Annotated in this window: 25 protein-coding genes and 1 tRNA gene; 11 read left to right on the top strand and 15 right to left on the bottom strand. The window is 66.3% G+C overall.

The features are described 5' to 3' along the window. The first annotated feature begins 45 nt into the window (after window positions 1-45). Window positions 46-122: transfer RNA gene (locus Q7V15_RS07040), tRNA-Met, on the top strand. Between the two features lie 61 nt (window positions 123-183). On the opposite strand, the gene Q7V15_RS07035 is transcribed toward Q7V15_RS07040, so the two are convergent. Both Q7V15_RS07035 and Q7V15_RS07030 read right to left on the bottom strand, forming a co-directional pair. Continuing rightward, window positions 184-774 carry an exopolysaccharide biosynthesis protein gene (locus tag Q7V15_RS07035; protein ID WP_304754727.1) on the bottom strand — a complete coding sequence of 197 codons (591 nt, stop codon included), beginning with the start codon at window positions 772-774 and terminating at the stop codon, window positions 184-186. 64 nt (window positions 775-838) lie between these two features. Beyond that, window positions 839-2,023, bottom strand: a complete 1,185-nt coding sequence (locus Q7V15_RS07030) for an acyl-CoA dehydrogenase (protein ID WP_370689788.1) — start codon at window positions 2,021-2,023, stop codon at window positions 839-841. Between the two features lie 311 nt (window positions 2,024-2,334). Between Q7V15_RS07030 and Q7V15_RS07025 the strand changes: the two genes are divergently transcribed. The 4 genes from Q7V15_RS07025 to Q7V15_RS07010 all read left to right on the top strand — a co-directional run bounded on the left by Q7V15_RS07025 (window position 2,335) and on the right by Q7V15_RS07010 (window position 4,566). Next, the gene (locus Q7V15_RS07025) at window positions 2,335-2,550 is read left to right on the top strand and encodes a hypothetical protein (protein ID WP_304754724.1); all 216 of its coding nucleotides are present in this window, start codon (window positions 2,335-2,337) and stop codon (window positions 2,548-2,550) included. 42 nt (window positions 2,551-2,592) lie between these two features. Then, window positions 2,593-3,282 carry a histidine phosphotransferase ChpT gene (chpT, locus tag Q7V15_RS07020; protein WP_304754722.1) on the top strand — a complete coding sequence of 230 codons (690 nt, stop codon included), beginning with the start codon at window positions 2,593-2,595 and terminating at the stop codon, window positions 3,280-3,282. Between the two features lie 88 nt (window positions 3,283-3,370). Next, a complete protein-coding gene (locus Q7V15_RS07015; RefSeq protein WP_304754733.1) occupies window positions 3,371-3,742 on the top strand; it encodes a response regulator in 372 nt (123 codons plus the stop codon). After that, entirely contained in the window at window positions 3,739-4,566 is an 828-nt protein-coding gene (locus Q7V15_RS07010) for a protein-glutamate O-methyltransferase CheR (protein ID WP_304754721.1), read from the top strand. Before Q7V15_RS07015 ends, Q7V15_RS07010 begins: the two co-directional genes overlap by 4 nt. 104 nt (window positions 4,567-4,670) lie before the next feature. Here Q7V15_RS07010 and Q7V15_RS07005 read toward each other — a convergent pair whose 3' ends face one another. From Q7V15_RS07005 to Q7V15_RS06990, 4 genes are read right to left on the bottom strand one after another with little or no spacing between them, the layout of a single operon-like run. Beyond that, on the bottom strand, window positions 4,671-4,808 hold the full coding sequence (locus tag Q7V15_RS07005) for an entericidin A/B family lipoprotein (protein ID WP_304754719.1): 138 nt from the start codon (window positions 4,806-4,808) through the stop codon (window positions 4,671-4,673). A gap of 45 nt (window positions 4,809-4,853) precedes the next feature. Then, on the bottom strand, window positions 4,854-6,566 hold the full coding sequence (locus tag Q7V15_RS07000; protein ID WP_304754718.1) for a sensor histidine kinase: 1,713 nt from the start codon (window positions 6,564-6,566) through the stop codon (window positions 4,854-4,856). 20 nt (window positions 6,567-6,586) lie between these two features. Then, the gene (locus Q7V15_RS06995; RefSeq protein WP_304754717.1) at window positions 6,587-7,180 is read right to left on the bottom strand and encodes a sigma-70 family RNA polymerase sigma factor; all 594 of its coding nucleotides are present in this window, start codon (window positions 7,178-7,180) and stop codon (window positions 6,587-6,589) included. Beyond that, on the bottom strand, window positions 7,180-7,374 hold the full coding sequence (locus Q7V15_RS06990; RefSeq protein ID WP_304754716.1) for a NepR family anti-sigma factor: 195 nt from the start codon (window positions 7,372-7,374) through the stop codon (window positions 7,180-7,182). The genes Q7V15_RS06995 and Q7V15_RS06990 overlap by 1 nt, the downstream gene beginning before the upstream one ends. A 237-nt stretch (window positions 7,375-7,611) precedes the next feature. Here Q7V15_RS06990 and Q7V15_RS06985 point away from each other — a divergent pair, with 237 nt between their 5' ends. Beyond that, the gene (locus Q7V15_RS06985; protein ID WP_304754715.1) at window positions 7,612-8,412 is read left to right on the top strand and encodes a response regulator; all 801 of its coding nucleotides are present in this window, start codon (window positions 7,612-7,614) and stop codon (window positions 8,410-8,412) included. 130 nt (window positions 8,413-8,542) lie between these two features. Then, entirely contained in the window at window positions 8,543-8,716 is a 174-nt protein-coding gene (locus Q7V15_RS06980) for a DUF1328 domain-containing protein (protein ID WP_304754714.1), read from the top strand. Between the two features lie 97 nt (window positions 8,717-8,813). Here Q7V15_RS06980 and Q7V15_RS06975 read toward each other — a convergent pair whose 3' ends face one another. The 4 genes from Q7V15_RS06975 to Q7V15_RS06960 form a co-directional block, all read right to left on the bottom strand. After that, window positions 8,814-9,089, bottom strand: a complete 276-nt coding sequence (locus tag Q7V15_RS06975) for a hypothetical protein (RefSeq protein WP_304754712.1) — start codon at window positions 9,087-9,089, stop codon at window positions 8,814-8,816. Between the two features lie 16 nt (window positions 9,090-9,105). Continuing rightward, the gene (locus Q7V15_RS06970) at window positions 9,106-9,336 is read right to left on the bottom strand and encodes a hypothetical protein (RefSeq protein WP_304754711.1); all 231 of its coding nucleotides are present in this window, start codon (window positions 9,334-9,336) and stop codon (window positions 9,106-9,108) included. Window positions 9,337-9,610: 274 nt separating this feature from the next. After that, window positions 9,611-10,060: an OmpA family protein gene (locus Q7V15_RS06965; RefSeq protein ID WP_304754710.1), complete on the bottom strand. Its 450-nt coding sequence runs from the start codon at window positions 10,058-10,060 to the stop codon at window positions 9,611-9,613. A 105-nt stretch (window positions 10,061-10,165) separates the two neighbouring features. After that, window positions 10,166-10,510, bottom strand: coding sequence for a YMGG-like glycine zipper-containing protein (locus Q7V15_RS06960; RefSeq protein ID WP_304754709.1), 345 nt, complete (start codon window positions 10,508-10,510; stop codon window positions 10,166-10,168). A 160-nt stretch (window positions 10,511-10,670) separates the two neighbouring features. Here Q7V15_RS06960 and Q7V15_RS06955 point away from each other — a divergent pair, with 160 nt between their 5' ends. The 3 genes from Q7V15_RS06955 to Q7V15_RS06945 are packed head-to-tail and all read left to right on the top strand — an operon-like array spanning window position 10,671 to window position 12,805. After that, window positions 10,671-11,093 carry a hypothetical protein gene (locus tag Q7V15_RS06955; protein ID WP_304754708.1) on the top strand — a complete coding sequence of 141 codons (423 nt, stop codon included), beginning with the start codon at window positions 10,671-10,673 and terminating at the stop codon, window positions 11,091-11,093. 21 nt (window positions 11,094-11,114) lie between these two features. Further along, window positions 11,115-12,023 carry a diacylglycerol kinase family protein gene (locus Q7V15_RS06950; RefSeq protein ID WP_304754707.1) on the top strand — a complete coding sequence of 303 codons (909 nt, stop codon included), beginning with the start codon at window positions 11,115-11,117 and terminating at the stop codon, window positions 12,021-12,023. After that, window positions 12,020-12,805, top strand: coding sequence for a metallophosphoesterase (locus Q7V15_RS06945; RefSeq protein WP_304754706.1), 786 nt, complete (start codon window positions 12,020-12,022; stop codon window positions 12,803-12,805). The genes Q7V15_RS06950 and Q7V15_RS06945 overlap by 4 nt, the downstream gene beginning before the upstream one ends. Here Q7V15_RS06945 and Q7V15_RS06940 read toward each other — a convergent pair. The 4 genes from Q7V15_RS06940 to Q7V15_RS06925 all read right to left on the bottom strand — a co-directional run bounded on the left by Q7V15_RS06940 (window position 12,802) and on the right by Q7V15_RS06925 (window position 14,628). After that, window positions 12,802-12,972: a DUF1328 domain-containing protein gene (locus tag Q7V15_RS06940; RefSeq protein WP_304754705.1), complete on the bottom strand. Its 171-nt coding sequence runs from the start codon at window positions 12,970-12,972 to the stop codon at window positions 12,802-12,804. The two genes, Q7V15_RS06945 and Q7V15_RS06940, sit on opposite strands and share 4 nt — an antisense overlap. A 119-nt stretch (window positions 12,973-13,091) precedes the next feature. Continuing rightward, complete coding sequence (locus Q7V15_RS06935) at window positions 13,092-13,730, bottom strand: superoxide dismutase (protein ID WP_304754704.1); 639 nt, start codon at window positions 13,728-13,730, stop codon at window positions 13,092-13,094. 185 nt (window positions 13,731-13,915) lie between these two features. Continuing rightward, on the bottom strand, window positions 13,916-14,314 hold the full coding sequence (locus Q7V15_RS06930) for a hypothetical protein (RefSeq protein ID WP_304754702.1): 399 nt from the start codon (window positions 14,312-14,314) through the stop codon (window positions 13,916-13,918). After that, window positions 14,311-14,628: a hypothetical protein gene (locus Q7V15_RS06925; protein WP_304754701.1), complete on the bottom strand. Its 318-nt coding sequence runs from the start codon at window positions 14,626-14,628 to the stop codon at window positions 14,311-14,313. The genes Q7V15_RS06930 and Q7V15_RS06925 overlap by 4 nt, the downstream gene beginning before the upstream one ends. Before the next feature lie 166 nt (window positions 14,629-14,794). On the opposite strand from Q7V15_RS06925, the gene Q7V15_RS06920 reads away from it, so the two are divergent. Beyond that, entirely contained in the window at window positions 14,795-16,198 is a 1,404-nt protein-coding gene (locus Q7V15_RS06920) for an HWE histidine kinase domain-containing protein (protein ID WP_304754699.1), read from the top strand. Between the two features lie 3 nt (window positions 16,199-16,201). Here Q7V15_RS06920 and Q7V15_RS06915 read toward each other — a convergent pair whose 3' ends face one another. After that, window positions 16,202-17,410: a CaiB/BaiF CoA-transferase family protein gene (locus Q7V15_RS06915; RefSeq protein ID WP_304754698.1), complete on the bottom strand. Its 1,209-nt coding sequence runs from the start codon at window positions 17,408-17,410 to the stop codon at window positions 16,202-16,204. Window positions 17,411-17,502: the final 92 nt, after the last annotated feature.

Here is a 17,502-nt window from a genome sequence, read left to right as displayed (position 1 = left end):
CTTGCCAGCACAATACGGCGCACCTCCACGCGCCAAACCATCTGCCGCGGGGTGGAGCAGCCCGGTAGCTCGTCAGGCTCATAACCTGAAGGTCACAGGTTCAAATCCTGTCCCCGCACCCAAATCAACTCAAAGCCGCCGAACGCACCACGTCCGGCGGCTTTCTGCTGTCCGATCACCTCCTCAGCCAAGCACCGCCCAGCCGACCAGGCTGATCGCCACGACACCGATGCTGAGAGCGACCAGCACAACCACCCCGTCCCGGGCGGTCAGGCCCAACCCAAAGACCGTGATCGTGGCCGCGGGAATGGCGGTCGAGAACGGGATCAATTCCAGGGGCGGCGTCATCAGGCCAACCAGGACGCAGATCACCGCCACGCCCTTGCGCCCAGGCCCTTGGGTCATGGCCAAGAGCCGCGGACGGACCAGGCGATCCAGAAGTTGCGCCGGCTTCCGCGCCCGTCGTGCGCCCTTCTCCAGGGACTCGCCCTTGACCTTCAGCCTGAGCAGCCAGCGCGGCAGCCAGACCTGATCGCTGCCCACCAGCATCTGGCCGGCGATCAGCACGACGGTCAGGGCCAGGATGGACGGGACTCCGGGCACGGCGCTGACCGGAGTCATGGTGATCAGGCCGGCCATGAACAACAGCGGCCCATAGGCCCGGCCGCCGATGGCGTCGCGGACCTCTTCCAGGGTGATCTTGCCCTCGGCGGCGCTGGCGGCCTCGCAGACGCACAGCACCACCTCGTCGAGGCTTCTCGGGGTTTCAGTCATGGGGGCTCCTGGGGCGCTGCGCGGTTACAACGCCCCAGGCCGCCCTTGGCGCCCGCATGGCCTCCTAGAAGGCGTTCTCGCCGGTGATGGCCCGGCCCAGGATCAGGGCGTGGACGTCGTGGGCGCCCTCATAGGTGTTGACGGTCTCCAGGTTCGCCGCGTGCCGCATGACGTGGTACTCGCCGCTGATGCCGTTCCCGCCGTGGATGTCCCGGGCCTCCCGGGCGATGGCCAGGGCCTTGCCGCAGTTGTTGCGCTTCATCAGGCTGATGGCCTCAGGCACCCACGCGCCCTCATCGATGAGCCGGCCCAGCGCCAGGGCGCCTTCAAAGCCCAGCGCGATCTCAGTCTGCATGTCAGCCAGCTTCTTCTGCACCAGCTGCCTAGCGGCCAGAGGCTTTCCGAACACCTGGCGGCTGGCCACATAGTCCCGGCTGGCGTGCAGGCAGAACTCGGCGGCTCCCATGGCCCCCCAGGCGATGCCGTAGCGGGCCTTGTTCAGGCAGGAGAACGGCCCCCGCAGGCCGGAAACCCCAGGCAGCATCTGGTCTTCCGGCACGAAAACGTCGGCCAGCGCAATCTCGCCGGTCACCGAAGCGCGCAGGGAGAGCTTGTTGTTGATCTTGGGCGTGGTCAGGCCGTCTGAGTCCCGGTCCACCAGGAAGCCCCGGATCACGCCGTCCAGCTTGGCCCAGACCAGGGCCACATCGCTGATCGGGCTGTTGGTGATCCACATCTTGGCCCCGTTGAGAACGAAGCCGCCGTCCACCTTCTTGGCCACGGTGCGCATGGAGGCGGGGTCGGAGCCGCCGTCGGCCTCCGTCAGGCCAAAACAGCCAATGATCTCCCCCTTGGCCATGCCCGGCAGGTACTTTTGCTTCTGGGCTTCAGAGCCGAAGGCGTAGATCGGGTACATGACCAGCGAGGACTGCACGCTCATGGCCGACCGGTAGCCGGAATCGATCGCCTCGACCTCCCGGGCGATCAGCCCATAGGCCACATGATTGACGCCGGCGCCGCCGTATTCCTCAGGAATGGTCGGGCCAAGAAAACCCAGGGCCCCCATCTCCGTCATGATCTCGCGGTCGAAGCGCTCCTCGGCATAGGCCGAGACCACCCGGGGCAGGAGCTTGTCGCGGCAATAGGCCCGGGCGGCGTCCCAGACCATGCGCTCATCCTCCGAAAGCCGGCTGGCCAGATCCAGCGGGTCTTCCCAGCGGAATGTTTTCTGAGTGTCTCCGGAATCCAGGGCCACGGCGCGCCTCCTTGGTCTGCGGCAATTATCCTTGTTGCGCTTATGAACCCAATTCGTCGCGACATACAGTCCAGCGATAGCCCGCCTGGTCAGGGCGGAAAAGGCGCCCCGCCCGGGGGCGGGCGGGGCGAGAGCCTGGCGGGGAGGAACGCCGAGGGTGCGCAGACAAGAGAAGTCCGCGGGGACTTGCTTGTTGCGAGTTATTCTTACGACGATCTGACGTCGTCCGCAATAAGAACGAGTCGCATATGGGGCGTCCTCAACCCCGGCTGCAACCAAGCTGCAGTCCGGCGAGTTAGGTCGACATGGAAGAGAGCCTTGTCGCCCGGCCGAACCCTTTGAGCGCCCTCCTGTGGATCGGCGTCTTCGCCTTTTTCGTCGGCTTCATGGGGTATCTGGCCATCAGTCTTGGCGGAAAGACCTCTAACAGCCGCCTGGCCTATAGCCCGCCCGCCGCGGAGCTTTCGCCGGTGCGACTCGCTCCGCCTCAAGACCCCTGGACCTTCGAAAAGGCCATCTAGAGGCTCTGTTCAGGCCCGTGCAATCACGCCAATCTGCGGGCGATGACAGATCCTGACACCCCCGCCGACTCTACAGAGGGTCATGGGCCGCAGCCCGCAGCGGCGCAGATCGCCGCCTATCTGGCGGCGCGCATGTGCCACGATTTCATCAGCCCGGTCAGTGCGATCGTATCTGGCCTCGATCTGTTGGAGGATCCAGACGCCCAGGACATGCGTGAGGACGCCATGGGCCTGATCGCGGCCTCAGGCCGCAAGTTGGCCGAAATGCTGTCCTTCACCCGGGTCGCCTTCGGCGCCTCGTCCTCCGCAGAGGTTTTTGACCCGCGGGAGCTGGAGAAACTCGCCCAGGGCGTCTTCGCTCATCAACGCGCCCAGCTGGAATGGGCGGTGGAGGCCGCCAGCCTGGACAAGGCCTCGGCCCGCGCCGTGCTGAATATCGCCCAGATGGCCGGCGCAGCCCTCCCCCTGGGGGGGACGGTCCAGCTCAAGGCCGCCCAGGACGGGCAAAGCACCGTCATCGCCGCTGAATCGGTGGGCCCCAAGGCCAGGCTTCGCCCCGAGGTCGCCGCCGGGCTTCGCGGTGAGCGGCTGCCGGACGGCGCGCTCCACGGCCATTGGGTCCAGGCCTATTATGTGCACCTCTTCCTCACTGACGCCGGCGGCCGAGTGTATGCAGAGGCCGAGGGGGACAAGGCCACCTTTGCCGCGGTCATCCCCGCCCTGGCGCCCTAAAACGGGCGTCCGGTCCCAGCTAAAGATCAAAACCATACGGCTCCTTAACCAGCAGGCCCGAAAACTAAGGGGGTCTGGTTGGGAGTAAATTTCGTTGAGGACCTGCCTCATCGTCGATGACAGCCGGGTGATCCGAAAGGTCGCCCGCCGGATCCTGGAGGACCTCGGCTTCGATGTGGCTGAGGCTGCTGACGGGGCGGAGGCGCTTGCCTGGTGCCGAACCACCATGCCCGAGGTGGTGCTGCTCGACTGGAACATGCCGGTCATGAACGGCCTGGAATTTCTGCGTGGTCTGCGCATGGAGCCCGGCGGCGCGGCGCCCAAGGTCGTCTTCTGCACGGTGGAAAACGAGCTGGGCGCCATCCGAGAGGCCCTGGAGAGCGGCGCAGATGAGTACATCATGAAGCCCTTCGACAGCGAGATCATCGCCGCCAAGTTCGCCCAGGCAGGCCTGGCATGAAGCCTGAAGATCGCGAACTCGTCGCCCAGCTTTGCGCCGCCCGCTCGGGGCAAAAGGTGGATCCGGCCAAGGACTATCTGATTGAAACCCGCCTTGGGGCCGTGGCCAGGCGCGAGGGTTTTGACAGTATCGGCGACCTCATGACGGGCTTGCGGGCGCAACGTGAGGATCGGCTGATCTGGGCCATTGTCGAGGCCATGGCCGCCGGGGACACGAGCTTCTTCCGCGATCGCACGCCCTTCGACCATTTCCGTGAGGTTCAGGCGCCCGAACTGGCGCGCCGTCGTGGCGAGCAGCCGATCCGAATCTGGAGCGCGGCCTGTTCAACGGGCCAGGAAGTGCACTCCCTGGCCATGCTGGTGGACGACATGGCCGGTCAGTGGCCCGACGCGCGCTTCGAGCTGTTTGGCTCAGACCTTTCGGAGCGGGCCTTGGAAAAAGCTCAAAGCGGGCTCTACACCCAGTTTGAGGTGCAACGGGGACTTCCGATCCGCAGTCTGGTCCGACACTTCGAAAAGGTCGACGACATGTGGGTCATCTCCCCCCAACTGCGCCAATCCATCCGCTGGCGCCGGCTCAATCTCATCGGCGACCTGTCGCGGGTGCGGGGATTCGATCTGATCTTCTGTCGAAATGTGATCGGCGGCATGATCGAGCCGGCCCGTCAGCGTCTGGTCGAGAACCTTGCGGCGGCTCTGAACCCGGGTGGTCAGGTGGTGTTCGGCGTAGATGAAGATCCGGTCGCCGGCGCTGAGCCCCTGAGACAGGTCGAAGGGGCGCCGGGCCTCTTCGCGCTCAGCGCCACAGACCGCGCCGCCGCCTGAGACACCATCACTCTCTGTCCTGAAATAAACCCCGCCGCGGCTGAGCCGGGCGGGGTTTTTCGATCAGACAGCGTGGCCCCTGTGGGGCCAGCCTTTTGACAGTCCTAATTCTTGGCTTCTTCGGCGGTGCGGGTGACCGCGTCACCAGCGGCGCCCACGTCCCGGCCAGCGCCAGAGATGGTGTTGCAGGCGGTCACGCCGAGGCTGGCGGTCAAGGCGGCCAGGAGGAAGAGCTTGCGCATGGGTGTCTCCGATTTGAGGGAAGGCGACTTCGCCAAGCTTAACGGTCAGGCGACCTGCTGGTTCCCAGCCGGCACGCTTTGATTTCCGGGCTCAGGGACGGGGAAGACCAGGCGCACCGTCACGCCGCCGGCTGGGTTTCGCACCAGTTCAGACCGGCCCCGGAGCTGGCGCGCAAAGGCCGTCATCAAGGTTCTACCGACCCCGGTCCCGGCCAGGGCCTGATCGCTGGCCACTCCGTCATCGGCGATCTCCAGAACCGCCTCCTCTCCCTTCACGCGGAAGTCGACCCCAAGCGTCCCCCCGCGTCCCGAGAAGGCGTGCTTCTGGGCGTTGGTGATGGCCTCGACAGCGAACAGGGCCAAGGGCGCCAGGCGATCAGGATCGATCATTAGGGTGTCGGCATGAAGCTCGGTGCGGACCGCCGGTCCATGCATCGATTCCCCCGCCACCAGCTGGGCGGTTAGCTCCTCAAGGAAGGGGCGCAGATCGACCCGCTTCAGGTCGGGTCCCTGATAAAGGGCGCGATAGACGAGGGCGAGGGCGGAAATCCGTTGGCGCGTGTCGGACATGGCCGCCCGCGCGCCAGGATCGCTCAAGGCCCGCTGCTGCATGCTGAGCAGGCTGGAAATCACCTGGAGATTGTTCTTCACCCGATGATGGATCTCCCGCATCAGGGCGTCCTTGTGGGCCAGGGAGTCCTTCAGGGAGGCGTCTCGGCCGACAATGGCGTCGGCCATATTCTCCATCGCCTCCGCCAGATCGCGGATTTCTGACGGCATGTCCTCCACCTGGGCCGGGCGAACGGTGAGCCGTCCTCGGGCGTACAGGCCCGCGATCCGTTGCAGATAGATCAGCCAGCGCACCACGACCCTGTCCACGGCGACGAACACCGATCCCAGGACCAGGGCGAAGGTCAACAGGGGCAGGACGAGCCCGGTCAGCGGGTTAAGACGCGCCCACGAAAACAGACTGGGCGATTCTGCCGAGAGAATGACGAACAGGCTTTCGCCGACCAGGGGGGCGGCGATGTGCACCCGGCGCTCCCCGCCCGCATTGGCGTACCAGACATGAGATCCGACCGCCTGGGTCCGCGCCTGCCAGCCGCTTGGAGGCGGCCCGAAGGCTGCAGGATCGGTCAGGCTGAGATAGTTGCCTGCGCCGTCCAGAAGCGCGACCTCGGCGCCTTCCGGGAGCGCCGCCGCCGCGGTGTTTGGTTGCAGGCTTGAGAGAGAGATGATGGCGGCCAGGGCTCCATCGAACTCCCCGGCGGCGGTATAGGCGGGCACCACGGCCATCAGGGCCGGAGCTTCGGAATAGCTGACTCCAGGGTCGCGGGTGATCACCATGTCACCGGTGTTGCGAACCTGACTGAACCAGGGCCGGTCCCCGCGAGCCGGGTCAGAGGGCACGTTGCCGGCTGCGCAGGCGACCCGACCTGACCGATCAAACCGAATGAGGTTGGCGTAACCGGGTATCCGTTCGGTCACCTCGCCCAGCCGCTGGGCGCAGGCGAACCCCACCGAGCCGGGCGCCAGCGTCTCAAGCAGAATGTCGGCAGACTCCATGCGGGCCCGTGCGTCGGCCGCGCTGCGTTGGGCGGCCGAGCCCAGGGTCTCGCGAACCCGTTCGGCCTCATGATGGAAGGCCAGGCTCGTCTGGATGGCGCCTAGAACCAGGACGGGAAGCAGAGCCGCCGCCATGGCGGCGATCAGCCGTACGCGAATGGTGCCGAGGGCGGCCCAGGGATCTTCATTCATGTCCCAGCCCCCCCGGGCCGTCAGCGAGCGGTGCTGAGACGCTCGGCGTCGGCCAGGATAGACCGCATCGCATCACCGGCCGCGCCGCCATCGCGGTCATAGGCGCCGGCCTCGAGGATGGATTGCAGGGCTCGCCGGGCCCGGCTGACACGGCTCTTCACCGTGCCCACGGCCACACCGCAGATCTCGGCGGCCTCTTCATAGGCGAACCCGCCCGCGCCGACGAGAATCAGAGCTTCCCGCTGTTCGGGCGGCAGCATCCCCAGGCTCAACCGCAGTTCGTCCAGGGCCACGGGGGCTTCGGGATCATCCACCGCCACCAGGGTCCGTTCGGCGGCCTCCTGGTCAAGCTGGCTCTGACGCCAGGAGCGACGCTTCTCCGAATAGAACTGATTGCGCAGGATCATGAAGGTCCAGGCCTTCATATTGGTGCCCATCTGGAAGCTGGCGCGCGCGTCCCAAGCCTTCATCATGGCGTCCTGGGCGAGGTCGTCGGCGGCTGTGGCGTCGCCACACAGGGTGCGGGCGAAGGCGCGCAGATGCGGGATCAAGGTGACGATCTCGGCCTTGAACGCATTGTCCAACGCCGGGTCTCGGGGACTGCGGTCAACCATCAGCCCTTCTCCGCCGACTTGTCCGCACGGCGAAGGATGTCGAGAAACTCATCAGGCACAGGTTCGTTGACCACCTCATCGAACATCTGTCGTAGGCGAACGCCGATGGCTTGCTGGCGCAACCGCGCCTCGTCCAGCGCCGCAGCGCTGACGTCTGGTCCGGTCGCCTGCGGCTCAGCTTGATGTTGAATCATTTCCCCGGCGTCCCGCTTTGGCGGTGATCGCCCCTTCATGCTGTCGTTCTGATCGCTCAAACGCTCGGCCCCCCGTCGAGTTCCTTCGGGCTAAACAAAGCCGCCCGATGTGAGAATGTCGAAAACGCAAGACGGGGGGAACCGGTTCCCTCCGGCGACGTTTTATGCCGTTGATGGATCAAACGCGGTCGCACCATTCGCGCTCGCGTGTTCATCCTTGCTCTACGGGAGGGGTCATTGAGTCTTCTAGCCCGACTGGCGCCGCATCTGCCTTATGTCCGGCGTTATGCGCGTGCGCTCACCGGCGATCAAACTACTGGTGATCATTATGTCCGCGTCGCCCTTGAGGCCCTTGCGGCCGGCGAACGCGTCTTGGAGGCGGGGCTGACGCCCAGGGTCGCCCTCTACCATGTGTTCCACGCCATCTGGTGCTCCACGGGGGCTCAGCTGGAGTCGCGCGCGGTGAGCGACCTGGCCGATGACGACGCCAATTCGCGCCTCATGCGCATCGCGCCGCGGTCGCGCCAAGCCTTTCTGCTGACGGCTCTGGAGGGCTTCACCCACAGTGAAACCGCAGAGATCCTCGGCGCGACCTTCGAAGAGGTTGGGGCGTTGATCGCTGAGGCCCAGTCCGAAATAGACGCCGAACTCGCCACCGATGTCCTCATCATTGAGGATGAGCCCGTGATCGCGGCGGATATCGAAGCCCTGGTGAAGGAGCTTGGTCACACCGTGGTGGATATCGCCGCCACCCGGACCGAGGCCGTGGACGCCGTGAGCCGCAATCGCCCGGGTCTCGTCCTGGCCGACATTCAGCTGGCCGATGGATCGTCAGGCATTGATGCGGTCAGGGACATCCTGGCCGAGCTCGACGTTCCGGTGATCTTCATCACCGCCTTCCCCGAGCGCCTGCTGACCGGCGAACGTCCAGAGCCGACCTTCCTGATCACCAAGCCGTTCCAGCCGGAAACGGTGAAGGCGGCCATTGGACAAGCGCTCTTTTTCCATCCCCGTCGCAAGGCCAAAGTCGCGGCCTGATCCGAGACCCCCGGGCCAGCTCCCATCGGAGCGGCCCGGGCCATTGGAACAGCGCGGGCCAGAGAGCGTTTCAGGGGGATAGGCGTTGGCCCATCTGGCCGGCGCCCCCTAAGCTCGAAGGATCAACGCCATGCTAGGTTGGGCGATCGTTTTCGCAGTTCTGGCCCTGGGCGCCGGCTATCTGGGCTTTATGGGCCTGGCGGGCCTGGCGGCGACCATCGCCAAGGTGTTGTTCGTCATCTTCCTCGTGCTGCTGGTGGCCAGCTTTGTGGTCCGGGCTATCCGAGGTCAGTCGGTCGTTTGACCACCCGAATCCCCTTCTCAGGGGCTTTGGGACGAAACAAGCGGCCCCCGACCAACCGGTCGGGGGCCGCTTTTCATTGGACGCCGGGCCGCCGGGTTTAGGGGGCGGTGCTGGGGCCATCCGATCCGTCGTCCTCGGCGATGCGAGGGGCCGGGGCGTCCTGCTCGAACATCGCGGCGTCGGTGGCCTGCCGGCCAGCGTGGGCGTCGCCCTCCGCCAGATCATCGGCCCGGAAAAGCCAGGCGGCCATCAGGCCGACAAAGGCCAGGGTCACAGAAACCAGCAGCACGACCATGACCGGCCTTCCCAAGGCGCCCTGGCGCGCTGGGGTCGCAGGGATCTTCGGGGCGTCGTTTTCAGGCGTTTGGGCCATGAGGGGCTTCCTTGGCTTAGAGGCGTACGAAGGGGAAGGGGGCCGGCGGCGCGGGACCGCCGGGATCGTCCCGCGTGACCGCGACGAGCAGGCCGACGGCGCTGGCCATGGTCAAAATCGCGGTGAGTGCTGCGGCCCGCCGATGGGCGACCGCCGCCCTGCGAGAGGGCGTCTCAAGATAGGCGAGCCCCCCATGGGCTGCGATGTAGCCTCGGATCATCCGCCAGCCCCGTTCAATACAAAGCACAGGCTTCGCTATGGAAAGAACGCAGGCGCCCGGCCTCTGTTCCCCGTGCTTTGCGCTCAGATGGGGCGGAGACAGGCAGGCGCAAAAAAGTGAGCGACGGGTGGAACGGGTTCGGAAGCGGCGAGTTATTCAACCTGCGGAGGCGGCGACGCCCCCCCCGACTTGAGGCTGGCGATACTCCGCCAGTCTGCCGCCTCCGCACCCCCCCTTTTCTCGATGATACCCACTTGGCGGACCCTTCGGGTCCGCCACTCTCTTTCTGTCGCCGCCAGGCTCAGGAAGGGTTGGCCATCCGCAGAACGATCTCCACCCGGCGTCGCATGGGACGGTTCACACCATCGGTGGTGACGGCCCCGGCCTGACCCGCGGCCCGAGTGTCGAAGGCGGCTTCGGGAAGGCCCGCAGCGGTCAGGGCCTCGGCCACCGCGGCGGCGCGCGCCTGGGACAGAACCAGATTGGCGTCCGCCGCGCCGCTGGCGTCCGCCAACCCCAGGACCTCGACCGCCTCAACCACGCATTCGCTTGAACGCCGAGCCGTCTCGGCGATCAGACCCCGAGCCTCGGGGCCCAGCTCAGCGGAGTCCGGCTCAAAATAGATTTCCGCAGTGACCGGCTCGCAGCGATTGTCCAGGGCCAGGCCCTGCCGCCAGCTCTGACAGCCCCCCAACAGCAGAACGCCTGTGACACAGAGCGCCCCTGCGACGGCATATGTTTTGGCTCGCATCGTCCCATCACCCCTCTAGACGCGGACCATGCCGGCCGCGCACACGAAAAGGGCGGCCAGCTTGCTGACCGCCCATTCCTGATCTTCTTTAAACTTCAGTCCCGATCAATAGCGGGGCTGACCATCTTCCCAGTAGTAGCGCTGGCTGGCTGAGTCATAGAAATAATACCGACCGGCGCGCTCGTCATAGTACTGACGCCGATTAGGAACATTGGCGCCGCAGCCGCCATCTTCGCGACAGCCCTTGTAGGCCCCGGCCGCGCCGCCGGCGACGGCGCCGATGGCCGCGCCCGTAGCCGCGCTGCCCGAACCGACATTGTTGCCGATCACAGCGCCGGCGAGGGCGCCGAGGGCGGCGCCGCCAGCGGCGTTACGCTCCACGGTTCCGGTCGAAGTGCAGGCCGCGGCCAAGAGGCCCGCGCCTGCGACAGCGATAAGAGATTTCATCATTTCAGGCTCTCCTTGAGCTTGTGCCGACAACAAAACGTCCATCCACTCGGTCAGGTTCCCCTCCCGCGACACAAGCTTGACCGTTTCGGGAGGGGGCGGCGGGAACCGAGGGCAGTCCCCGCCGTTAGCTTGGCCGCAGATTAATTATGGAGCGCCTCAAATGTGGCCTCGATTTGGACGTCCCCGGCACACGGGCATTCCGGCGGAAGCTGTGGATCCGATCGCTGTAGGTCCGCGGGATGTGGAAAGGGCGTATGAGCAGGGGCTCCTTGAGGGCCAGCGCGCTGAGCGCCGCCGCCGTAGCCATCCGATCCGCAATCTGTTGATCGGCGTCTTTGCCCTGGCCGGGGGCGCGGTTCTGGGCGTGGCGGCCTGGTACGGCTCGTTCGGCAAGGGCGGTGAGGTGGTGGACCAGAAACTTGCGGTCGCGGCCGATCGCGCCGAACCAACCCTGCGCGCCGCCGCTGACGAGGCCGGTGCGGTGATCAGCGGCGCCGGACGCGATCAGCAGGGAAGCTCCACCCCCACCGCGCCGTTGGACGGCGAAGCGCCGGCCGTCATCCCTCCTGAACAGAATCTCTAAGGCCACGCGGTGATCGGGGGCGTGCGCAAGATAGAAGTGGTTCTCAACCTGGCGTCTGGCAGCGTGTCGGAGACCGCGCCGATGGAGGCCGAGGCGATCCTGGCGAACTATGGGCTAAGCGCGAGGGTGTGCGCCTCTTCGTCCGGCGATCTGGAGCGCTGCCTGAGGACAGCCCTCGACTCTGGCCCAGACCTGCTCGCCGTGGTCGCCGGCGACGGCACCGCGCGGGCGGCGGCCGAGATGTGCGGACCGGACGGTCCACTGTTTGCGCCCCTCGCCGGAGGGACCATGAACATGCTCCCCCACGCCATCTATGGCGCTCGGCCCTGGCAGGAGGCCCTGGCCGATATTCTCGAAAACGGGGTCGAACGTCCGCTGGCTGGGGGAGCTGTGGACGGAAAGCTCTTCCTTGTGGCCGCTATCCTGGGAACGCCCGCCCTTTGGGCGCCGGCCCGTGAGGCCATGCGCGAGGGCAAGGCGAGGCTGGCCTTGCAGCGGGCCCGCACCGCCTGGTCAAGAGCCTTCTCCAGCCGACTCCGCTATGTGATCGGCGATGGTCCCCGGCAGAAGGGCGAGGCGGTGATCTTCCTGTGTCCGACGGCCAGTCGACGGCTGTCTGACGACGAGCAGGCGCTCGAGGCCGCGGGCCTCGACCTGAACGGGGCGCTGGAAGCCTTTCGCCTGGGCCTTCATGCGGCTGTCGGCGATTGGCGCGACGATCCGGCCGTTGACCTGGGACTGTGCCGCAAGGCTCGGGTATGGGCGCCGCGGAGCATTCCGGCCCTGCTGGATGGCGAGACCGTACAGGTCGGCTCCTTCGCCGACGTCACCTTCGTCCCCCATGTCGCCCGGGTGCTGGCCCCCCCCGATGAGCCCGCCGGCGCCGAGAAGGCGGTGATGATGGGTGTGGCAAATTCGGGGGCGGCATGATCAGGATCGCCCAGCTTTCGGACATTCATTTCGGCGACGAAAACCTGCCGGCGGTGGAGGCCGCTACGGCGCTGCTGCAGAGCGACCCCCCAGACCTGGTGCTGGTCACCGGTGACGTGACCCGCTTTGCCGAGGTGGGCGAACTTGAAGCGGCGCGGGACTGGCTGGAGCAGCTGCCGCGACCGTGGCTGGTCACCCCGGGTAACCATGACGCCCCCTATCTCGCCTGGATCGAGCGGCTTTTCGCGCCGTTTTCCCGCTTCGAGCGGATCATTGGTCCCGCCTGGAGCCAGTCTCATATCGACGACCAGCTGGTGGTGGCGGGGATCAATACAGCCCGGGGCGCGCAGTGGCGGTTCAACTGGTCAAAGGGGCAAATCTCCCGTGATCAGGTCCGGACGGCGGTCAGTATCCTCGACGGGGCGCCGGCCACCCACCTCCGCCTCGTGGCCCTGCATCATCCCCTGACGGAGATGATCGCCGGGCCGATGACCGCCAAGGTCTGGGGGGGCAGGGACGCCGCCCGCGCCTTCAGTGAGGCCAAGGTGGATCTTGTTCTTTCGGGACATGTGCACGCCCCCTTCGCCCTGCCCTATCCCTTTGCGGACGAGCGCACCTATGCGGTGGGCTGCGGAACCTTGTCGGTGCGCGAACGTGGTGTGGCCGCCAGCTTCAATATGATCGAGGTCGACCCCGAGGCCATCAGGGTGAAGGCCATGACCTGGTCCGGCAGCCAGTTCGAGGCATACCGGACCTGGTCCCTGGACCGCCGCCGGAGCTAGACCCGGCGGCCGCGCACCATGTGCATGATCGCCGAGACCAGGAATAGCGCCAGGAAAACGACGAACAGAATCTTGGCGATGCCGATGGCTGTGCCGGCGATCGAGGTGAATCCAAGAAGGCCGGCGATCAGGGCGACCACCAGAAAGATCAGGGCCCAGTTCAGCATCTGTCATGCTCCTGTGAGAGGGGGCGTTGGCCCCGGCAAAAAGAAATCCCGCGGCCGTCGGAGGCCGCGGGATTTCAACGTGCTTGACTGTAGGCCGTTCCCGGCTTGAACGATCCTGATCAATATGCGGGAACCGGGTGGCGCCAAGCCTGACCCTTGCCCCGGGCCGCATCGTACTGGGCGGCGGCGAAGGTCCAGTGAGGCAGGTTGTCGAACCAGGCTTCCACGAAGGCCTTACGATCGTTCTGGTGGTCCAGATAGTAGGCATGCTCCCACACATCGCAGGTCAGCAGCGGCGTCAGGCCCTGATGGGTCAGCAGGTCGTCGGCGTCATGGGTCGACAGCACCTTCAGCTTGTCGCCCTCGGCGGCCAGCCAGCCCCAGCCCGAAGCGAAATGGTTCACCGACTCGGTGACAAAGGCCTCCTTCAGCTTGTCCAGCCCACCGAAGTCCCGATCAATGGCGGCGGCCAGATCGCCCTGCGGCTGCTGCTTCTCGCCGATCATGCAGGTCCAGAAGAAGGTGTGGTTGTAGGTCTGGGCGGCGTTGTTGAAGAGTTTCTTCTTGGCGGGGTCGCCGGCGGCGGCCTTCACCACCTCTTCCAGGGTCGCCGGGGTTTCGCCAGCAGCCTTCAGGAGGTCGTTGAGCGTGTCCACATACTTGGCGTGGTGCTTGTCATGGTGGAAGCCCATGGTCTGCGCCGAGATCACCGGCGAAAGGGCGTCATAGGCGTAGGGAAGGTCCGGAAGCTTGAACATGTGTCATCCTATGGGGAGGCTTAACGGCGAACGACGCGCCAGTTGGGCGCGCTACGGATGGCCTGGCAGATGGGGCGGGCGCCGTGGCTTGGCTACAGTCGCGGCCACACTGGTGGCCTCGAACATTCTCCGACCTGTCCTCTGCAGGATGGTCGGAGAATGCTCAGATGGGGCGGGCCGGGGGCCTAATGGCGACCTGACGACCGACCTGCAAGATAGGCGCTGAGGGCGGTGGCGATCACCTTGGGGTTCTTCACAGCCAACACTCCGGCCGCCAGGGCGGCCAGGAGAGCCGCGCCGCTGGCCGCCATCGGATGCTGCCTTGCAAGTTCGAAGGCCCGGGCGGCGAGACTGTCATCATCTTGAAGCGCCGCGGGCAGGGCAGGACCCTTACCGCGGACCGCAAAGACGGCGACCAGCAAAAGCAGGGCGCAGACCAGGGCCACAACGCCCGCGGCCCCCGCCGGACCCAGGGGTCCATCCAGCACAGCGAACAGAGCGAACCCCGCAGCCCCGACACAGAGAACGGTCAGGGCCGACAGGGCGGCCAGTGCGATGACGGCGATAAGCGCCTTTTCAATCAACGGCGGCCGCCCGCGAGCAGCATGCCGATGACCACGCCAAGACCCACGGCGACGCCAGTGGCGGCCAGGGGACGTTCACGCACGTGTTCGACCACGTAGCGCTGGGCCTCTTCGATCTGTTCACCGGCGGTGTCGGCATAGGCGCGCGACTGGGCGCGGATTTGCTCTACGCCTTCCTGGACGGCGCGCTCAAAATGGTGGGCCGCGTCACGGAAGGTGCGCTGGGCGTCTTCAGCCAGAACCTGGGCGGACGCAGCCGCAGAGGTGGCGGCGGCCTTGGCCTCGCTTGTGGCGCGTTCAGCAGCGTTCGACATGCAGTATCTCCTGAGGTTCGAGGTCCCCGCACGCCTCGCACAGGGCTCTGCCACAACGTCACATAGGCCAGCGCGGTTCCAGGTTCCAGGCCAAGCTGCGACAAATCTTCGCATCAGCTGCACGGTTCTTGTCGCTTCCGGCGCCACCCGGCGCTAGGCTTTATGCATGGCCGCTGATCCGAGGCGCGCGCGCCTGACAATGGAGCATCTTGAGCTGGCGCTTCAGACCGCGGGTCTGGGGGAGTTCCAGTATGATGTTCCTGGCGACTTCTGCATTGTCAGCGAGCGCATGGCGGCCATTACGGGCGGCCCATCGGGCTATTTGCCTGCCGATGGGGGGCGGGCCCTGCTGCCGCGCATTCACCCAGACGACCTCGAAGACACCCTGGGCCAGATGCTCGCAGGCTTTGAAGGGGCCGACCGCTATGAGGTGGAATGCCGCGCTGCGCCCCGCCCGGACCACCCTGTCGTCTGGTTGCGCATCGTCGGCCAACGAATCCGCGACGATGAGGGCGACATCCAAGGGGTCATCGGCATTGTCGAGGACATCACCGCCCGAAAGGTTGAAGAGCAGCAGCGCCATGCCCTGATGGCCGAGATCGACCATCGGGTGAAAAACGTCCTGGCGACCGTCCAGGCCCTGGCGGTTCAGACCGCCAAGCGCACATCATCCATGGACGGCTTTCTGCAGACCTTTCTCGGTCGCCTGAAATCCATGGGGTCGGCCAACGAGTTGCTGACGGCGGCCCGCTGGCGGGGCGCGGCCATCGATCATCTGGTCGCCGCCGAGCTTGGGGGCTTGGCGCCAAGCCAGACCCGCTGGGCGGGCCCGGAGCTTTTTCTGACCCCTCGGGCGGCCAACGCCCTTTCCCTGGCCCTGCATGAACTGGCCACCAACGCCCTGAAATACGGCGCCCTCTCGGTCGAGACCGGACAGGTTGACGTCGCCTGGCGCGCTAGCCCATCGGGGGGCTTCACCCTTGATTGGACCGAGTCTGGCGGGCCGGTGGTCTCGCCGCCCCTGCGGACCGGATTTGGCGCCACCCTTCTGAGCCAGGTGACCCGGCGGGAACTCAACGGCCAGACCCGGCTGGACTTCCCCCCCACGGGCGCACGGGCCTTTCTTGAGGCCGGCGCCGCCGCTGTCGTCGCGCGTCCCGACACCATTCCAGAGACCCCGGCGCGGCGCGCGCCGGAGACGGCGGCCGGACCGGCCGGGCCGGTGAATCTGGCTGGCGCGCGGGTGCTGATCGTCGAAGATGCGGCCCTGCTGGCCATGGAGCTGGAGACAGGTCTGTCAGAGGCCGGCGCCCTCGTGGTGGGGCCGGCCTATGAGTTGGAAGAGGCCCTGGCCCTCCTTGACCAGCCCCTGGACGCCAACCTCAATGGTCTCTCGGTGAGTCCCGTGGCCGAGATTTTGGCCGAACGGGGCGTGCCCTTCGTCTTCGCCACCGGCTATGGGGATGCTGGCGGAGCGCCAAGCGGCTTCGACGCCCCTGTCATTCGCAAGCCCTATGACGTCACCCAGGTGACGGCTGCGGTCGCTGATCTCTTGACCCCTCGAGACTGAGGGTCAGATCACGCCGCGGGCGCGCAGCTCCGCCAGGGCGTTGGTCGACAGACCGGCCAGATCCTGCAGCACCTCATCTGTATGGGCGCCCAATTCGGGTCCAGGCCAACGGACCTTGCCGGGCGTGGCGGACAGTTTGGGGAAGGCGTTCTGCATCTGGATCTCCCCAAAGACCGGATGCGGAACACTGATGATCGCCTCCCGAGCGATGAAGTGCGGATCCACCAGCATGTCGGGCGCGCGATAGATGCGCCCGGCCGGAACACCATGGCGTTCAAGCTGGGCCAACAGATCCTCCAGGGTCAGGCCTGAGGTCCAGGCGCCGATGATCTCGTCCAACTCCCCCTGTCGCTGGCCGCGGGCGGCGTGGGTGACGAAGCGAGGGTCCGTGGCCAGATCGGGCTGGCCCATGGCCTCGCAAAGGCGGGCGAAGACGGTGTCGCCGTTCCCGCCGATCACCGCCATGTCGCCGCCTGCGCAGGGATAGGCGTTGGAGGGCGCGATGCCTGGAAGGATCGAGCCGGACCGCTCCCGCACATAGCCGGTCAGGTCATATTCTGTGACCAGGTTCTCCATGACGCCCAGCACGCTCTCATAGAGGGCCGCGTCGATCACCTGGCCCTTGCCGGTGCTGTGGCGGGCGTGCAGCGCCATGGTGATTCCCATCACCGCATGCATGGCCGCAAGGCTGTCGCCGATGGAGATGCCGGCCCGCGCCGGCGGCCGATCCGGTTCGCCGGTGATGTGGCGCAGGCCGCCCATGGCCTCGCCGATCAAGCCATATCCAGCCCGCCCTGACAGCGGCCCCGTCTGGCCGTAACCCGAGATGCGCGCCATCACCAGACCCGGGTTCGTCGCCGCAAGGACCTCATAGCCTAGCCCCCACTTCTCCATGGCGCCGGGGCGGAAGTTCTCGATCAGCACATCGGCCTTGGCGATCAGGGTCCTGGCGATGTCCTGCCCTTCCGGCTGGCGGAGGTCCAGGCCAACTGACTTCTTGTTGCGGCCGATCACCGGCCACCAGGGCGACAGGCCCTGCGGCAGGCTGCGGCCCCACTGACGCATGGGGTCGCCCTTGCGCGGATCTTCGATCTTGATCACGTCGGCGCCGAAATCCCCGAGGATCTGACCACAGAAGGGACCAGCGATCAGGGTGCCCATCTCTATGACCCTGAGCCCACTCAAGGGGCCGGCGGCGGCGGTTTCGGTCATGGATGATTCCGACTTTCTGGGAACAGATCACGGCGTCGTGAGTTTTGACGGCAGCCACATCGTTCGGATGCGGCGTCTGATTTTGTCAACGT

The organism is Phenylobacterium sp., assembly GCF_030651755.1.
Classification (GTDB): Bacteria; Pseudomonadota; Alphaproteobacteria; order Caulobacterales; family Caulobacteraceae; genus Phenylobacterium.
The sequence above is the reverse complement of the archived record's forward strand: the minus strand, read 5'-3'. Positions and strand labels throughout refer to the sequence as shown.